The organism is Stenotrophomonas sp. Ste96, assembly GCF_024519495.1.
In the GTDB taxonomy this organism is placed as follows: domain Bacteria; phylum Pseudomonadota; class Gammaproteobacteria; order Xanthomonadales; family Xanthomonadaceae; genus Stenotrophomonas; species Stenotrophomonas bentonitica_A.
In genome coordinates, this window is record NZ_JALJRX010000011.1 from 1 (window position 1) to 16,651 (window position 16,651).

At 63.1% G+C, this 16,651-nt stretch carries 18 protein-coding genes, 1 tRNA gene and 3 pseudogenes; 14 read left to right on the top strand and 8 right to left on the bottom strand.

Going from position 1 to position 16,651, the window contains the following annotated elements; all coding sequences use genetic code 11:
• Both OC373_RS17630 and nudE read left to right on the top strand, forming a co-directional pair.
• The coding region (locus OC373_RS17630; protein WP_315985476.1) for a TCP-1/cpn60 chaperonin family protein at positions 1–634 on the top strand (634 nt) is incomplete at its 5' end.
• Positions 634–1,200, top strand: a complete 567-nt coding sequence (gene nudE, locus OC373_RS17635; RefSeq protein WP_032966771.1) for an ADP compounds hydrolase NudE — start codon at positions 634–636, stop codon at positions 1,198–1,200. The genes OC373_RS17630 and nudE, both read left to right, overlap by 1 nt.
• A 134-nt stretch (positions 1,201–1,334) precedes the next feature.
• Here the strand turns inward: nudE and OC373_RS17640 are convergent.
• Together OC373_RS17640 and OC373_RS17645 are read right to left on the bottom strand one after the other, a co-directional pair.
• Positions 1,335–1,475: pseudogene (locus OC373_RS17640) on the bottom strand (ISL3 family transposase); the annotation flags it as partial.
• Positions 1,476–1,575: 100 nt separating this feature from the next.
• Positions 1,576–3,183 (bottom strand): peptide chain release factor 3, encoded by a 1,608-nt coding sequence (locus tag OC373_RS17645; protein WP_005413425.1) that lies wholly within the window; start codon positions 3,181–3,183, stop codon positions 1,576–1,578.
• Between the two features lie 361 nt (positions 3,184–3,544).
• Here OC373_RS17645 and OC373_RS17650 point away from each other — a divergent pair, with 361 nt between their 5' ends.
• Positions 3,545–4,597 carry a DNA-binding protein gene (locus OC373_RS17650; protein WP_057681750.1) on the top strand — a complete coding sequence of 351 codons (1,053 nt, stop codon included), beginning with the start codon at positions 3,545–3,547 and terminating at the stop codon, positions 4,595–4,597.
• 45 nt (positions 4,598–4,642) lie between these two features.
• A complete protein-coding gene (locus OC373_RS17655; protein ID WP_081029745.1) occupies positions 4,643–5,269 on the top strand; it encodes an SEC-C domain-containing protein in 627 nt (208 codons plus the stop codon).
• A gap of 3 nt (positions 5,270–5,272) precedes the next feature.
• Here OC373_RS17655 and OC373_RS17660 read toward each other — a convergent pair.
• Positions 5,273–5,375, bottom strand: a tRNA-Ile gene (locus OC373_RS17660).
• 92 nt (positions 5,376–5,467) lie between these two features.
• A complete protein-coding gene (locus OC373_RS17665; RefSeq protein WP_057681749.1) occupies positions 5,468–6,019 on the bottom strand; it encodes a 3'-5' exoribonuclease in 552 nt (183 codons plus the stop codon).
• A gap of 130 nt (positions 6,020–6,149) precedes the next feature.
• Here OC373_RS17665 and trbJ point away from each other — a divergent pair.
• The 10 genes and pseudogenes from trbJ to OC373_RS17715 form a co-directional block, all read left to right on the top strand.
• Positions 6,150–6,671 (top strand): annotated as a pseudogene (trbJ, locus tag OC373_RS17670) (P-type conjugative transfer protein TrbJ); the annotation flags it as partial.
• A gap of 9 nt (positions 6,672–6,680) precedes the next feature.
• On the top strand, positions 6,681–6,908 hold the full coding sequence (gene trbK / locus OC373_RS17675) for an entry exclusion lipoprotein TrbK (RefSeq protein WP_000644148.1): 228 nt from the start codon (positions 6,681–6,683) through the stop codon (positions 6,906–6,908).
• Positions 6,909–6,918: 10 nt separating this feature from the next.
• Entirely contained in the window at positions 6,919–8,637 is a 1,719-nt protein-coding gene (gene trbL / locus OC373_RS17680; protein ID WP_011114051.1) for a P-type conjugative transfer protein TrbL, read from the top strand.
• 17 nt (positions 8,638–8,654) lie between these two features.
• A complete protein-coding gene (locus OC373_RS17685) occupies positions 8,655–9,242 on the top strand; it encodes a TrbM/KikA/MpfK family conjugal transfer protein (protein ID WP_010890138.1) in 588 nt (195 codons plus the stop codon).
• Positions 9,243–9,255: 13 nt separating this feature from the next.
• On the top strand, positions 9,256–9,891 hold the full coding sequence (locus OC373_RS17690; RefSeq protein WP_011114052.1) for a transglycosylase SLT domain-containing protein: 636 nt from the start codon (positions 9,256–9,258) through the stop codon (positions 9,889–9,891).
• Positions 9,892–9,919: 28 nt separating this feature from the next.
• Complete coding sequence (locus tag OC373_RS17695; protein WP_010890140.1) at positions 9,920–10,186, top strand: hypothetical protein; 267 nt, start codon at positions 9,920–9,922, stop codon at positions 10,184–10,186.
• Positions 10,186–10,884 (top strand): TraX family protein, encoded by a 699-nt coding sequence (locus OC373_RS17700; RefSeq protein WP_011114053.1) that lies wholly within the window; start codon positions 10,186–10,188, stop codon positions 10,882–10,884. Before OC373_RS17695 ends, OC373_RS17700 begins: the two co-directional genes overlap by 1 nt.
• Positions 10,885–10,899: 15 nt before the next feature.
• The gene (locus OC373_RS17705) at positions 10,900–11,331 is read left to right on the top strand and encodes an OmpA family protein (protein ID WP_001665065.1); all 432 of its coding nucleotides are present in this window, start codon (positions 10,900–10,902) and stop codon (positions 11,329–11,331) included.
• Between the two features lie 154 nt (positions 11,332–11,485).
• Complete coding sequence (locus tag OC373_RS17710) at positions 11,486–11,983, top strand: SAM-dependent methyltransferase (protein ID WP_011655360.1); 498 nt, start codon at positions 11,486–11,488, stop codon at positions 11,981–11,983.
• An 85-nt stretch (positions 11,984–12,068) separates the two neighbouring features.
• On the top strand, positions 12,069–12,449 hold the full coding sequence (locus OC373_RS17715) for a hypothetical protein (RefSeq protein WP_011655359.1): 381 nt from the start codon (positions 12,069–12,071) through the stop codon (positions 12,447–12,449).
• Between the two features lie 153 nt (positions 12,450–12,602).
• Here the strand turns inward: OC373_RS17715 and OC373_RS17720 are convergent.
• The 4 genes and pseudogenes from OC373_RS17720 to OC373_RS17735 form a co-directional block, all read right to left on the bottom strand.
• A pseudogene (locus OC373_RS17720) lies at positions 12,603–14,132 on the bottom strand (Tn3-like element IS1071 family transposase); the annotation flags it as partial.
• A 105-nt stretch (positions 14,133–14,237) separates the two neighbouring features.
• Positions 14,238–15,074 carry an aminoglycoside O-phosphotransferase APH(6)-Id gene (locus OC373_RS17725; protein WP_000480968.1) on the bottom strand — a complete coding sequence of 279 codons (837 nt, stop codon included), beginning with the start codon at positions 15,072–15,074 and terminating at the stop codon, positions 14,238–14,240.
• Positions 15,074–15,877, bottom strand: a complete 804-nt coding sequence (gene aph(3'')-Ib / locus OC373_RS17730; protein WP_001082319.1) for an aminoglycoside O-phosphotransferase APH(3'')-Ib — start codon at positions 15,875–15,877, stop codon at positions 15,074–15,076. Before aph(3'')-Ib ends, OC373_RS17725 begins: the two co-directional genes overlap by 1 nt.
• A gap of 65 nt (positions 15,878–15,942) precedes the next feature.
• The gene (locus tag OC373_RS17735) at positions 15,943–16,557 is read right to left on the bottom strand and encodes a recombinase family protein (protein WP_000904906.1); all 615 of its coding nucleotides are present in this window, start codon (positions 16,555–16,557) and stop codon (positions 15,943–15,945) included.
• Between the last annotated feature and the right edge of the window lie 94 nt (positions 16,558–16,651).

Sequence of the window (16,651 nt, forward strand, 5' to 3'; positions counted from 1 at the left end):
CTCCAAGGAAAACACCACGATCATCGATGGCGCCGGCGAGAAGGCCAACATCGAATCGCGTGTCACCCAGATCAAGACCCAGATCGAAGACACCTCGTCGGATTACGACCGCGAGAAGCTGCAGGAGCGCGTTGCCAAGCTGGCCGGCGGCGTGGCGGTGATCAAGGTCGGTGCGTCGACCGAGATCGAGATGAAGGCAAAGAAGGCCCGCGTCGAAGACGCCCTGCACGCCACGCGTGCGGCGGTGGAAGAAGGCATCGTCCCGGGCGGCGGCGTCGCGCTGCTGCGCGCCAAGGCCGCGATTGCAGGCCTGAAGGGCGCCAACGAAGACCAGAACCACGGCATCCAGATCGCCCTGCGCGCGATGGAAGCACCGCTGCGCGAGATCGTCGCCAACGCCGGTGAAGAGCCATCGGTCGTGGTCAACAAAGTCAAGGAAGGCAGCGGCAATTTCGGCTACAACGCCCAGACCGGCGAATACGGCGACATGGTCGCGTTCGGCATCCTCGATCCGACCAAGGTCACCCGCTTGGCCTTGGAGAATGCGGCCGCTGCTGCCCGCATGTTCCTCAGCAGCGGCGTCGCGATTGCCGAAGCAGAACCGCCGGGCGCGGTGCAATCGGAAGACGGCTGATGTCCCGCCTCAACACGATCCTGCGCCTACCGGTCATCCATCGGGCTGATGCGACCGAGCTCGGCCCGTATTGCCTGGAACAGGTGCATCTCGAATTCGCGAACGGGGAGCGACGGCTCTACGAGCGGCTCCACACCCGCTCACCTGGAAGCGTCATCATCGCCGCGATGCCCGATCCGCACACGGTACTTTTGATTCGCGAGTACGCGGTGGGCACCCATCGATACGAACTTGGCCTGCCCAAGGGACGTATGGACCCCGGCGAGTCGATTCTCGAGGCCGCCAATCGCGAGCTGAAGGAAGAGGTCGGAATGGGCGCCAAGGTTATGCGCTATCTGCGGCCACTGACCTTGGCCCCCACCTACATGAGCAACGCCATCCATCTGGTACTGGCGGAGGACCTGTACCCGGAGCGCTTGCCGGGGGACGAACCCGAAGAGCTCGAGGTGGTCCCTTGGCAGCTCGATCGCCTCCACGAATTGGCCCTGCGCGAGGACTGCTCTGAAGCGTGCTCGATCGCGTCGCTGTTCATCGTGCGCGAGGTGATGCGGGAGCGTGGGGGTTAGACGTCCGGCATCAATGCCTATCGAGCACGCGGTCGACGTCCGCGCCGATCAATTGCCGATTCGACCGGAGGTGAGGGGTTCATGAACGTGATGGTTTCCCCTGCGCTGCACGCGACCCACGGCTTGGGAGTGTCGCAGTGCTCGCAGTACATCGTCCGCGCCGATGGCTTGAGGTAGATCGTGACGGTCCGGCTGTCATCCTCAGGCCACGCCACGCGCTCTACCCGATAGCCTTCCCGGCCATCCAGCTTTTCGATCGTCTTCCGGTCCAGCATGGCTGCATCCTCGAATCTAGGAAATCAGGCCTCAAGGGCACCGTTGGTCAGCCGAGGCTCCACGGTAATCCGCAAAGAACCATTTTTACACGGACAACCCCTAGTCCGCGCGACCCACGGCTTGGGAGTGCTCGCGTGTGGCTGTGAAGCAAATCTTCGGTGCACGTTCCTGCGCCATCTGCAGGTTGACGCGACTGGGTGCCAGGTAGACCAGGGCTCCGGAAGCATCGAGCGCAAGATGGGTTGCCGCCTTCTCACGGAACTCTTCGAGATCGGAATCGCTCTCAGCCTGGATCCAGCGCGCAGTGTGGATCTGGACCGGTTCGAAACTCGCTTCCACGCCGTACTCGTCCTTTAACCGATAGGCCACCACCTCGAACTGCAGGGTTCCGATTGCCCCGAGGATCAGGTCGTTGGACAACAGTGGCCGGAAAAACTGCGTGGCTCCCTCTTCAGACAACTGGGTCAGACCCTTTTGCAAATGCTTGAGACGCAACGGGTCCCGCAGGCGGATGCGCCGGAACAGCTCGGGGGCAAAGCTCGGTATGCCGGTGAACTGCAACGGATCGCCGACGGTGAACGTGTCGGCGATGGCGATCGTGCCGTGGTTATGAATGCCAATGACGTCGCCCGGGTAGGCGTGCTCGGCCAACTCACGCTCGGACGCCATGAACGTCAAGGCATCGCCAAGCCGCATCTCCTTGCCCGTGCGGACATGGAGTGCCTTGATGCCGTGCTGATAGCTGCCGGAGCACACGCGCAGGAAGGCGACGCGGTCGCGATGCAATGGATCCATATTGGCCTGGATCTTGAACACGAAGCCACTGAAAGCCGGCTCCTCTGGCGAAACCTTCCTCAGGGATGCGTCGCGTGGCTTGGGTGCCGGCGCATGCGTGACGAAGAAGTCGAGCAGCAACTGGACACCAAAGTTGTTCACCGCCGAGCCGAAGAATACCGGAGTCTGCAGACCTGCCAAATACAGTTCGCGATCGAAGGGATGAGACGCGCCCTGAACCAGGGCCAGCTCCTCCCGGACCTCATCGAGGAGCTGCGCTCCGACGCGCTTGACCAGTGCAGGATCCTCTATGGATGGGAAGATCGTCGAATCCTGTCGCGTGAAGTTCTTGCCAGTTTCGAACAGGTGGACCTCGCCGGTCATCAGATGGATCACGCCCTTGAGCCTCGATCCCATGCCGATCGGCCAGGTGATCGGTGCGCAGGGGATGTCGAGGACGCGCTCGACCTCGTCCAGCAGTTCGACCGGCGACTTGCCTTCGCGGTCGAGCTTGTTGATGAAGGTCATGATCGGCGTGTCCCGCAGCCGACAGACCTCCATCAGCTTGATCGTGCGCTCTTCCACGCCCTTGGCGCAGTCGATGACCATCAGCGCCGAATCGACCGCGGTCAGCACACGGTAGGTGTCCTCGGAGAAGTCGGCATGCCCCGGCGTATCGAGCAGGTTGACGATGCGGCCATCGTAGGGGAACTGCATCACCGACGAGGTGACCGAAATGCCGCGTTCCTTCTCCAGCGTCATCCAGTCGGACGTGGCGTGCTTGGCTGACTTCCGGGACTTGACGCTACCGGCCTGGCGAATGGCGCCGCCAAACAACAGAAACTTCTCGGTCAGGGTGGTTTTCCCGGCATCCGGGTGCGAAATGATGGCAAACGTGCGGCGGCGCGCGGCCTCCGCGGTATGGGTCGGCATAAGACTCCCTCAAGCGCTGTGCGCTGTAACCACGTCTTGACGATCTAGGCCCAGGCTGGGTCTAGGGCGGCATTGGCGTGGTCGTGGGAGAAGAATGGGCCATTCGCGCTCAATTTTAACCCAGCACGAGGCCCCTCTGGATGGCCTGGTCGATAGAGGTGCCATAGGCGTCTGCAGGGGCGTCTCCTCTCGGACCGTTTCGTACGTGCCACCGGTGAAATCTGGAGCAAAAAGACGATCAGGCGGGATAATTCAATATTATCCCGCTTGATGTTTGGGTCGCTGGCTCGGCCTTCTTTGGCGTTGAGTAGTACGTAATTACATGGTATGTAATACATTACGAAATAACCGGAGAGGACGCATGGCTCGGTCTGGCTTGTACAAAAGCGATGTGCAACGTGCCCGGGACAGCCTCCGGGCCGAAGGCAAGAACCCCTCGGTAGACGCCGTCCGCGTGGCGCTGGGCAACACGGGGTCCAAAACCACCATCCACCGCTACCTGAAGGAGCTGGAAGAGGAGGACGGGCAAGGCGTAGGCGCCAAGATTGCCGTCAGCGACGCCCTGCAGGACCTGGTGGCTCGTCTGGCCGAGCGGCTGCACGCCGAGGCCGAAACCGTGGTCGCTCAAGCGCAAGAGCGGTTCCAGGCCGAGCTGCACGAGCGCACCCAAGCCTTGGAGCAGGCCCGGCAGGACACCGGCAATCTCAGCGCGCAGCTTCAGCGCACCGAGACGCTGCTACAGACAGAACGCCAGGCGAGTGAAGTGGCCAGGGGCGAAGTGGCCAGCCGCACCACCGAACTGGCCCAGCTGGAGGAGCGCATTGCCGGCCTCACGGCGCGGCTGGCAGAGCACGAAAGCCACGCGCGCTCCCTGGAGCAGAAGCATGAGCATGCCAGGGAAGCCCTTGAGCACTACCGCACATCGGTCAAAGACCAGCGCGAGCAGGAGCAACGCCGGCACGAGCACCAAGTGCAGGAACTACAGGTCGGCCTGCGCCAGGCCAACGAGGCATTGACCGCCAAGAACCATGATCTTGTGCAGCTCAACCGGGAAAACGGCCAGTGGCTGGAGCGTCATACTCGACTGGAAAAGGAGGTGGCGCAGCTGCGTCAGACCATCCAGACGCAACAGGGCGAGCTCGATACGCTGCGCCTGACGGCGGCCGAACACCAGGCGGTGCAGGTGCGCTGGGGCCAAGACGCTCAGAGTTTGGACACCGCTCGGCAAGACCTCGCACAAGCCAGAACCGAGCTGGCCCAGGAGCGCGAACGACGCGAGCAGGCCGAGGCGGAAACGCTGCGCGCAACCGTGCGCCTGAGCACCTTGGAGCCGCTGTTGGCCCAGCTACAGCCGGCCAGTGCCGGCGGCAAAGGCGCCAAGCGGATCTCATCGGAAGAGACGCCGGCGCCATAGCCTGCGAAGAGAACACCCGGCGCAACGATCACAAGGAGCTTTGGCATGAGCGGAATAACCACCACACCCCCGGAAATCACCCGTGCCGTGCGGCGCCTGACCGAATCCGTCGTGCGCGGCGCAGAGCCGGTCTATCTTGATGTACAGCCGGAAGCCGACGCGATCGTGCACGAGTGCTTTCCCAACGTGCAGGCCAAGGTCGCGCGCGACGGTGGTCAGATGCTGTGCGGGTGGCAGCTGTGGGAATGGCCGCACGTGCTGGTTGAGGCGGAATTCCATGCCGTGTGGGTCAGTCCCGCAGGGGAAATGGTCGACATCACGCCAAAGCCTGAAGGTGAGACACGCATTCTCTTTGTGCCGGATCCGCGAAGACGCTACGAGGGCCTGGCCATCGACAACGTCCGCATGCCATTACGCGATGACCTGCTGATCAAGCACTTCATCCAGATGTCCGAAGCGATTGTCCAGGTGATGAACCGCGGCGAGCGATCATCCCAGTATGGCGAGGTCAGCGTGCCCGCCAATGAAATCCAGCCTCTTCTGCAGGCCAGAGACTTTCTGGGCCAGTCACTCGGTGCGGGATTGCGCGAGCATGCACCGTGCCTGTGCGGCAGCGGCAGCAAGTACAAGCGCTGTCATGGCGCGCAAGTAGAAGCATTCTTCCGTCGTTGACGGTGGTGCCCCTGGTCGGAATCGAACCGACGTGTACGCGCTTATCTGGCGCGTGCTCTCACCGGGGTATAAGGCCGGCGCTCTGACCAACATGAGCAACAGGGGCGTGATCGATCGATGCGATCACGCCGGTATTCGAGGGTCGAGCTGGCACAGGCGGTTCATGGGGCAAGCATACCGGGGATGGACGCCATGCCGCTATCCCCGGGCGCGGCGATAGGAGTGGGCCCACGCCGGAGCAGGGATGCGGTCGGTGGCCACCAGCCAAGCCATCCGCAAGGCCTGCGCGTCCACCAAGGCATGGTGGCGCCTGGCCCTATGTTCCGGATGGGCCGCGAACCAATCTTCCACCAGCAATCCCGGAAGGCCTTCCTTGGACATGCGCGTCATGACCGGGGCCGGCCGGGGGCCGCACGCAGCAACCTGGGCATCAGGGAGCTCAAACCCATCCAAGGCATACCGCAGCAGCTGAAGGTCGTTCGGGAAATCCGCCATCACCGCCGGCGCGTCGGCCTCGCTGAGGAAGGCGCGCAGCTCGGTCGTCAGGGCGGCATCCGGCAGGGCTGCGTCGCCGCGGTCTAGCAGCGGGTAGACGCTTTGACGAACGAAGTCGGTGGGAGCCTCGGGCAGGCTGGCTCGCTCAGCGTAGAAAAGGCGGTCTCCACCTTCGTTCACCAGCGCCAGACTCACCAGCTCGCTGCCCGTTACATCGGCCCACTCGGTGTCCAAGAAGTAGTACGTGGTGGCCATGATTGAATGGTGCCACAGCTTCCCGGGGAGGGCCGAGCCTGGACGTGCGGCCGAGGGTAGAATTCAGCGATCCATCAATCGGTTAGCGAAGATCTGGCCGTGTTCGTAACGATTCCCTGCCAACCCTCATCAGGCGCAATCGACCATCAACGGGTTGATGAACGCGGTCAACACGCTGGATTACTACAAGACCCAACTCGGCAGCCTGGACAGCTACATCGGCAAGTTCCAGGACGTGAACTACTACAAGAACTCGCCGTGCTTTACGGCGGCAGGGTGCTCCGACGCGGAACGCGCAGCACTTCGGAATGTGGCCCAGCTCGCGAGCGAGTCGCAGAAGAAGGCCAACGATGCCTTGTTCAAGGGCCTCGATAGGCAGCAAACGAATCTCACGGCCGATGCAGCGACGTTGCAGCGTCTTCAATCGGCAGCGCAGGGCGCGCAGGGCCAAATGCAGGCCATCGGCTACGCCAACCAGCTCGCCAGCCAGCAGGCCAACCAGCTCTTGCAGATTCGTGGCCTGCTGATCGCGCAGCAGAACGCGATGGCAACCAAGATGCAGGCCGACGCCGACAAGGAAGCCCAGCAGGCGGCAGCGGCCGCACAACTGCGCCAGGGCAGCTACCGGGCCAGCCCGGCGCGCACCTGGTAAGGGGGATTCATGAAAGCAATCAAGGCTCTGTCCTTGGCCTCGGCCGCCCTCGTGGCGGCCTTGGTCGCCGGCTGCGACAACAAGCCGGCCACGGCCCCCATGCCGGAAGTGAACGACGAGAACTGCAAGCCCGAGAACATCGCCAAGATCGAGGACAAGGGCGTCCAGCAGGCTTTTTCGTCGCTGTGCTTGCGTCGTGGTGGGGATTTCAAGCCCAGCCCGAAACGCGAATGGTGAGGTGCTGACGATGAGAATGCCAGCCAATCTAAAAACCCTCGCCCTGCCGCTGTTCGTCTGGCTGGCGTTCTTCGCGGTCGATGCCCACGCGGCCATCGACAACGCCGGCGTGTTCGATAGCGTGCTGGATCGCTACCAGGCCGCCGCGAGCGGCTGGGCCGGTGTCATCACCACGGCCGCAACCTGGCTCTTCTGGACGCTGGTTGTGATCTCGATGGTCTGGACGTTCGGCATGATGGCCTTGCGCAAGGCCGACATTGGCGAGTTCTTCGCGGAGTTCGTCCGCTTCACGATCTTTACCGGCTTCTTCTGGTGGGCGCTGACCAACGGCCCTAACTTCGCCTCGTCCATCTATGCGTCGTTGCGGCAGCTCGCCGGCAACGCGACGGGCCTGGGCAATGCTCTGTCGCCCTCGGGCATCGTGGACGTGGGCTTTGCGATCTTCGACAAGGTGATGGATCAGTCCTCGGTGTGGTCGCCGGTGGACAGCATGGCCGGCATCCTCATGGCCGTGGCGATCCTGGTCATCCTGGCCCTGGTCGGTGTGAATATGCTTCTGCTGCTCGCGTCGGGCTGGGTGCTCGCCTACGGCGGCGTGTTCTTCCTCGGCTTCGGTGGTTCGCGCTGGACTTCCGACATGGCGATCAACTACTACAAGGTCGTCCTGGGCGTGGCCGCGCAGCTCTTCGCAATGGTGCTCCTGGTGGGCATCGGCAAGACCTTCCTCGATGACTACTACTCGCGCATGAGCGCCGGCATCAGCCTCAAGGAAATGGGCGTGATGCTGATCGTCGTCATCATCCTCTTGGCGTTGGTCAACAAGATTCCGCCGCTCATCGCCGGGATCATCACCGGCGCGAGCGTGGGCGGTGCCGGCATCGGCCAGTTCGGTGCAGGCGCTGCGTTGGGTGCCGCAGGCATGGCAGCAGCAGCGGCCGCGACCGGCGGCGCCGCTCTGGCCGCCGGCGCAGCCTCGGCCGCCGGTGGTGCCTCTGCCGTCATGGCCGCCTTCTCGAAGGCCAATGAGAACGTGTCGGCAGGCACGGACGTTATGTCGGCCTTCTCGGGCGGCGGCAGCTCGGGCGGCGGTGCGGGCGGCGGCGGCGACGCCGGCACCGGCAGCACGCCCTTCGCTCAGGCTGCGGGCTTTAGCGGCAGCTCCGGCGGTGGCTCTTCGTCGGGTGGCGGCAGCCCCTCGACCGGCAGCAGCTCGGGCAGCTCGAAGGGCGGCGATAAGGGCGGCGGCAAAGCCGACGCCGGCGGCCAGGGCAGCAGCTCGACGGCCAGCACCGGCAGCAGTGCCGACAAGGCCGCCAAGAACGAACCCAAGCCCGCCGGCGGGGCAGGGCAAGGGCAGCAGGCCGCACCGGGCAGCACCGGCCCCGGCTTGCTCGCATCGGCCGCATCGGCCCTCGGCACGGCCGGCCGCATCGCCGCCGACGCCGGCGCGAACTTGGCGAAGGGAACCGCCGATGTTGCCAAGGCCAAAGCCGCGAGCCTGCGCGAAGCCGCAGCCGAGCGGATCGCCGACACCACTGGCGGAAAGATCGCCGCCGCGATCAAGGCGCAAGGAAGCGGCACGGCCGAGAACATCGACGTGCCCGACCAGCAGCCCGCGCCGAGCTTCGGCGACAACAGCCTGGCAGGCGGCCCCGCCGATGCCGATCCCGAGTCCGAAGTAGCTGCGTTCGCCAACCGCGAGCAAGGCCGCGACGGCACAACTGCGTAACCAAGGAGAGTCCAACCATGAAGAAGAAACTGTTTGCCCTGGCCGCCCTCGTGGCAGCCCTCGGATCGACCGCCGGCACGGCCAGCGCGCAAGACGTGCTGACCGGCGACACGCGCCTGGCCTGCGAGGCGATCCTGTGCCTGTCGTCGGGCACGCGCCCGAGCGAATGCACGCCGTCGCTGTCGCGGTACTTCAACATCACGAAGCGCAAGCTGTCGGACACGATCCGCGCCCGCCTGAACTTCCTCCAGCTTTGCCCGGTGGCGAGCCAGACGCCGGAAATGCAGTCGCTCGTGTCGGCGATCTCGCGCGGCGCTGGCCGTTGCGACGCGCAGTCGCTGAACTCGACGTTGGTGATGTGGACGGGCGGCTACGACGATGGGCGCACGTACATCAGCAACCAGTTGCCTGACTACTGCGGGGCCTACACCGGCCACGCCTACACCGACTTCGCCAGCAGCGGCACGCTGCCGCGCTATGTCGGGACGCCAGAGCGGGGCGGGTATTGGGTCGAAGCGCGCGACTATGACCGCGCCTTGGCCGAGTACAACGAACGCATCCGGCGCGAGGACGAAGAGCGCCGCCGTCAGTCCTGGCTGAACTGAGGGAGGGGAGGGCATGCCGTTCTTCGCCGATCTGCCGCCGCAGCTCCAGGAGCGCGTCGTCTGCTCGATCTCGGCCGCCGTCAAGTACGAGGTGCCGGTCAACATCGTGTTGGCCGTCGCCGAGAAAGAGGGCGGCAAGCCGGGCCAGTGGGTGCGCAACTCGAATGGCACGCATGACGTTGGCCCGATGCAGTTCAACACCGCGTACCTGGGCGACCTGGCCCGATACGGCATCACGGCGAACGATGTGGCGGCTGCCGGCTGCTACTCGTTCGACCTGGCCGCCTGGCGGCTGCGGATGCACATCCGCAACGACAAGGGCGACCTCTGGACGAAGGCGGCGAACTACCACTCGCGCACGCCGCAGTACAACGCGGTGTACCGGGCCGACTTGATGCGCAAGGCGTCGAAGTGGGCCGATTGGCTCGAAGCTCGGTTCGTCACGCTTGACGTGACGAAGGCCGGGGCCACGCCCTCGACGCCCAGCCAGCCCGCGACGGTGGCCCAGCGGGCGACGCCGGCGGCCAGGCCGGCACCAGCACCCCAGCAGGCCGCCCCAGCGGCCGCAGCAGCTCGCAGCGTGTCGGTGGCCGGCTACGTGCCCCGCACGGTGTCTTTCAACACTTCACGCGAGGGGTCGGCCGAGTAGGCCGGCTCTTCCGATTTAGCGGCTAAACATGGACAAATTCCACGCCTTCATGATGCGGTACACGCTGGGCGTCGGCCGGTTGCTTCAAGCCTATTGCAAGTGGGCGGAAGGACAGGCCAAGAACCAGCTCGATTTGCTTCTGCTGGGCCTCGGCCCGATCTTCGCCTTGGGCCTTCTGCTGTGGGCGCTGCCGGCGTGGATCGGCAAGCCCATCGCCTTCGTGCTCTCACTGCCAGCGCTCTACATCATCTTCCTGGTGCTGCGCGCCTACGCGATTCGCGGGGGCCGGCGCTGATGAAGGCCCTGCGGATTCCTGATGGAACCGTCGAAGCGTTGAAGTGGCTCGCACTGGTTCTCATGACCGGCGATCACGTCAACAAGTACCTGTTCAACGCGACGCTGCCGGTGCTGTTCGAGGCCGGCCGCGTGGCGCTCCCCCTTTTCGTGTTCGTCCTGGCCTACAACCTGGCCCGGCCGGGCACGCTCGAACGCGGCGTGTACGGCCGCACCATGTCGCGCCTGGCGATGTTCGGCGCGCTGGCCTCCGTGCCCTTCGTGGCCCTCGGCGGCCTGTACGCCGGTTGGTGGCCGCTCAACGTGATGTTCACGCTGCTGGTCGTCACGGCCACGGCTTACCTGGTCGAACGTGGCGGCAAGCTGCACCTGGCGGCCGCCGGCGTGGTGTTCCTGGTCGGCGGCAGCTCGGTCGAATATTGGTGGCCGGCCGTGGCTTTCGGCCTGGCGGTGTGGTCGTACACGCGCCGGCCGAGCTGGGCCGCCGCGGCGGTCGCGGTGCTGGCCTGCGCGGCCCTGTGGTTCGTCAATCGCAACCTGTGGGCCTTGGCAGCCCTGCCGGTGCTCTTCCTGGCCTCGCGGGTGGATGTGCGCGTGCCGCGCCTGCGCTGGGCCTTCTACGCCTATTACCCGCTGCACCTGGCCTCGCTCTGGTTGATCCGCATCCCCATGAGCAAGGCCGGCTACCTGTTCTTCTGATTGGAGTCCTGCCCCATGCGAAAACCCGTTCTTCTGGCCCTCTCTCTGGCGTTCCTGGTCAGCGCGCAAAGCGCACTGGCCGCCGGCGACGCCGGCAACTTCGGCACGCCGATCAAGTCCGGCGTATCGGTGTCCTTCCCCGACAGCAGCGCGACATTCCAGCCGACGCCAGAGGCCCTGGAGCTGCTGGCCGACGCTAGGAATGCGGCGATCATCTACATCAGCGGGCGCACCAGCACACTACGGCCCAGCGCGGCCGATGAGGCCCTTGCACTACGCCGTGCGCTCTCGGCCAGGTCGTACTTGGTGGCGCGCGGCGTCTCGCCGCTCAAGATCATGGTGAACTTCGCATCGGCCGCCGATTTCGTGGCAGACAACTCGACGGCCGAGGGCCGGCGCGAGAACCAGCGCGTGGACATTGAGGTGGTCTACATCCCCACCTACTGAGCGATCCGGCATCGCCATTCCTGGCGGTGCTGCAGGACGCTCCAGCAGCTTCGCATCGTCGGCTCTGACGATGCAGGCCCGGCCGGCTTCCCTTGACAGCATCGCCATTTCTGACGATGCTGGCCAAGTCCCGATTTACTCCAGGAAGAAGGCCATGAGATACCCCGGCGGCAAGGGCGGTGCCGGCGTCTACCAGACGATCATCAACAACATCCCGCCTCACGACACGTACATCGAAACGCACCTGGGCGGCGGCAACATCCTGGAGCGCAAGCGGCCCGCTGCCCGCAGCGTCGGCATCGACGTTGATCCCGAGGTGATCGAGGTCTGGCAGCAGCTCGACGTGCCCGGCCTGGAGCTGCACCACGGCGACGCCGTGGCCTGGCTGGAGTCCCACCAGTTCACCGGCTCCGAGTTCGTCTACGCCGATCCGCCCTACGTGATGGACAGCCGGCGCGGCGGCAAGCTATACCGCCACGAATACGACGACAAGGGTGCGGTCAGCGTCAAAGTGCGCGGTGAAGCGCCGATCGTCTATCTGACGGGTCAAACGTTCTATCAGCCCAAGAGCGCACCCGACACGCAGGTCGTCAACGCTTCCAAGACGGACGCTGCCAAGGTGATCAGCTTCCGCCTGAGCAACAGCAAGTGATCCCGGTGCTGCCGGCGTGACGAGCGTCGGCAGCGTCCGTCCCCGCGGCCTATTCATCAGGCCAACACCAACCTAGGAGTGCATCATGTCCAAGCCCCTCAGCATCGGCGCTTTCGCCGCCGTGCAATACCTGCCGCATATCGAAACCTTCCTGGCCACCGGCGACGGTGACTTCGACGGCCCGATCTGGGCCAAGGCCACCAGTGAAATCAAGTTCGTCGACGGCCGCGCGAGCTTCACGATGGTTCATGAATTCATGAGCCGCGACGGCAGCCGCATCTCGACGGTCGACACCGCCACAGGCATCCAGGTGCCGGGCATCGACGAGGTCTCGCTCACCGTCATGCACAAGGTGGTCGATTCCACCGGCAAGTTCGAAGGCCTGCGCGGCACCTTCCCGAGCTTCGGACTGCACAACTTTGCCACCGGCAAGGGCGTGCAGCGCTTCGGCGGCGAACTGAGCTGAAGTCAGCGCTAAGCAGCAGGTGCACCCGCTGATCGTGGGTGCGCCGGACGACCTCTCAAGGCGGCGCCGCCGGCACAGACCGACGGCGCCGCTTCTTCAAGGAGCACAGACGTGACACCCGAAGTTGAGGCAGCACTGCCGCGCCGCCTTCTGCTGCGGAATCATGCGCGCGCATTCGACCGCAGTCAGACTGGTGCCGTGGGCCATGATGCCGGCATAGACCATCAGCAGCTCGTCGGTAGAGCGCGGCTCACGTCCGAGCATGATCCAGCTAAAGCGCACCTGGGCGTCAACGGCCAGAATCACTTCCGGCAATTGAACCTCACCGATGCGGTGATCCAAAGCCGCGCGCAGCTTGGTCACTTCTGGGTCTTCGTCCTCTGCGGGCAATGGCGACAAATGGAGTTCATCATCCACGCGCAGTACGCCACTGCGGGCTGCAGCGGCCACCGCATCGACACCGGCAGTTACTCTGGCCAGCAAAGGCTTCAAGAAAGTGGCAGCCTTGCTGGGTAACGATAGACGGGCATAGTGTTTCTTGGACTCTGCCTGCCAACGCTCGTCCGTGAAGAACAAGCGCGCACGACCCCGAAAGCTCAGGCTGTGCTCAATCCAGACCGAGCCATTGCGCACCGCGCGGCGCAGGGCAAACAGGGTGGCCACCTCCAACGCCTGAAACGCCCGTTCCCGGTCTGGGCTGGAGATCGAAACCTGCCAGATCATTCCCAGACTTGGTGCCACCACTTCAACTGGCAGCTTTCTGGATCCTTTGAGATATAAAGCTTGCAGCTTGGCAAGGTACTCGATGGCAGGATGCTCGCCGGTGGCCTGCCAGGGCAGCTTTGCAATGGCGACGAGCAACGACCGCACGGGGCGAATTCCATCAATCAATCCCTCGCGGACCAGGGAGGCCCTGCTCGGTGGTTTGCGTTTCTGGGTTTCGGTGATCAAGGCTTCAAGACGGGCACGCAACTCAGCATCTGGCACCGCACCTTGCGCGCTCAAGGCAACAAGTTCGCCGAGCAGCGTTTTGTACATTGCGGCCCAATTGACGGTAGCGGGGACATCGGCGGCAGCCTGACGCCACAGATCGGCGATCCGGCGCTGCACCATAAGGATCAACTGGTCTGTGGTGGTGAACAGGCAATACCGAAGAAAGCATGCGACCTCCACGGTGCGCGCTGGCTCTTTGATCTTGGCTCCGGCTGAGGGCGGCCTGGAGACAAGTCGGCGCGCGTAGCGGCGCAAGATGAGATCGGGGATGTCTGCCAGGTGCTTATGAACGTCCAGCGTGTAAAGCAGGTCGATGCGCTCCAGTACCTCGCTGATTTGGCGGGTTGAGTGTTTCGCCGGTGCAGCCCATAGCCAACTCTGCTGGGTTTGTCCATCTGGGCGCAGCTCTGAAACTGAGGCTCGCCAGCGATCAAGTGTTGCTGGATCAACGCTGGCGGCGATGGCGGTGCCTGTTTCAACTTCAAGCTGGGCAAGTGCCGCCGCAATCAGTGTCCGAATTGCCCGCTCGTGCACGATCACCAGCTTGTTCTTGTACAGCCATTGACGCGCCCGCACGAGTAGCTGATCGCGGTCGGCGCAGCGCGCCACTTCGTCGCGCAGTTCACGTACCAGTGAGCGGCGCTGGTGCTCGCTCATCCACTGGAATCCAAGGACCGTGCAGGCTACTTGGGGTCGTTTGCGGGAGAGGGCGAAATCCTACGCTAAGGCTTTGGCCAACGATATTCTCCGGTAAGATTGATGTGTTCCCAGGGGATAGGAGAAGTCGCTTGATATCTAGTATGACGTCTGTCGCACCTGCTTGATCGCGGCCGCGATAGCTAGATCGCGTTGCTCCTCTTCTCCATCCGCGTTCCAAGCTGCGGAAAGGCACCCATAAGCGTACGCCTGGTCGAGCAGGCGACGCGGATCGACGTCCAGCGCACGAGAGAATGCGTCCGCCATCTGTGCAATGCGTCTAGGATCGAGACAAAGGTCGTCTCTGTCAGCCGGATCGTAGAACATATTGGCGGCGCCAAAGCCCACTTCACCGACCAGACCGACGGGATCTATCACCAGCCAGCCGCGACTGGAGAACATGATGTTTTCATGATGCAGATCGCCATGTAGCCCACGCAGTTCCGAGGCATTGCTCATCATTTGATCGGCTATAATCGCCGCGTGGACGTAGTCAGTTTGACAACCTGCGTTTTGATCATCGCGCGCCCGCTGAAACAAAGCTGCAAAGCGATCCCGGATCGGGAGAAGGGCAGAAGGCAGGGGTTCCTCAGATGCGGCATACAGCTTCGCCATTAGTTCCGCTGCAATTTCGGTCGCCTGGTAGTCGCCGTGCTCGGCAACGATGTGAGAGAGCATTCGCTCCCCGGCATATTCGAGCAACATCAGATTGTTCTCACGACCGAGCAACCGGACTGCTCCCCTCCCATTGCGCCATACCAGATAGTCGGCCCCGCGCAGTTCATCAGCAATGTCTTCTATAGGTTTCAATCCCTTGACGATTGCAGGAGTCCCGTCTGGCAATGAAACTTTCCAAACGAGGCTGGAAAAGGTGTCCGCAATGAGAACAGGTTGCGAAACGTGCCAATGAGCAGGAAAAACAGGCGGCATGAACATCAACCCCAAGTCAGAGGGTCCAATCGCAGATAGAAGGCAAGGCGTTCGCGGTCGGGGGCTTCGATCCCCAATACATTGAATAGGACAGCGAAGGCGCGCTCTGCTTCATCTGGCGCTGCCCAGTTCTCTTCGGCGTTAGCAATCATGAGTGCCAAATCGGCATAGCGATCTGCTGTTCCGAGCCGCCCAAGGTCGATCAGACCCGTGCATTGAAGAGTTTTAGGGTCCACCATGAAGTTCGGCATGCAGGGATCACCATGGCAAACAACCATATCGGTGCGCTCTTGGTCGAGCCGCACCGGTAGCTCTCGTTCGACACGAGCCAAAAGATCGAGCTGCGGCGTACTCTTGTCCTCGTCCGGTAAGAAGTCGGGATTGACGGCATTGCGGGACACCACATCAACGGCGCGTCCGAACATTCGCGACAGCCTGCGCTCAAACGGACATTGATCAACCGATAGGCTGTGAACAGCGCCAAGTTGCTGCCCCATTGACGGCCACGCTTTGAGCAAATCCGCTCCAGACAGATCAGCCGCCGGTACTCCCGGAATTGCCGTTATCACCAAGCATGCACCCTCCTGTTCCTCCTGCCAGTTGATCACCTCGGGGCAAGCCACACCTCGACCTTTGAGCCAAATGAGGCGGTCACGCTCTCCAGCGAGCTCACCGCGGCGGGAAGCAGGTGCGATTTTCGCGAAGGCATGCCCGTCACCACGTCGAAAAACAAAATCACCAGATTCTCCGCCTCTGACAGGCAACCAGTCAGAATGCGATTCACCAAAAAAAATATTAGTTCGATTCAATGGAGGTTCCTTCAGTTTTCTGATGAAGCGCGGAGGTGGCTCAACCTGCGAAAAGAAACGAGTTGCTACGTAAGTCCGAGAACATGCTTTCCATGGTCTCTGAGCTCGCCTTTGGGACCGACATATCGGTAGAGAGTGACGCGCTCGATGCCGAGTTCCTTGCAGAGATCGGAAACTGAAGTATCGCGCTGGGCCATGGCGGCTTGCGCGAGACGCACCTGAGCTTTGGTGAGCGCGAATTTTCGTCCGCCCTTGCGACCGCGCGCTCTCGCGGAGGCGAGACCCGCCATGGTGCGCTCTCGGATCAGATCCCGCTCGAACTCGGCCAAGGTGGCGAAGATTCCGAACACCATGCGACCGGACGCAGTCGTGGTGTCGATCTGAGCGCCCTTTCCAGTCAGAACCCGCAGGCCGATCTTGCGGTCTGACAGCTCCTTCACCGTGTTGACCAGATGGGCAAGCGATCGTCCGAGGCGATCGAGCTTCCAGACCACCAGCACATCGCCGTCACGCAATGACTTGAGGCAGGCAGTCAAGCCAGGGCGATCATCACGACCGCCGGAAGCAAGATCATCATAGATATTGTCCCGTTCGACACCTGCGGCGCGCAAGGCGTCGTGCTGCAGGTCGAGAGACTGCGAGCCATCGGCTTTGGAGACGCGGGCATATCCGATCAGCATGTATCACAAACGTTGGTTTGAGGCGGCGCTTCGGCCACGATTGCATTGACCTCTGGAAATGTATCTCAACCAGCTTCATAAACAAAGCGTCTTG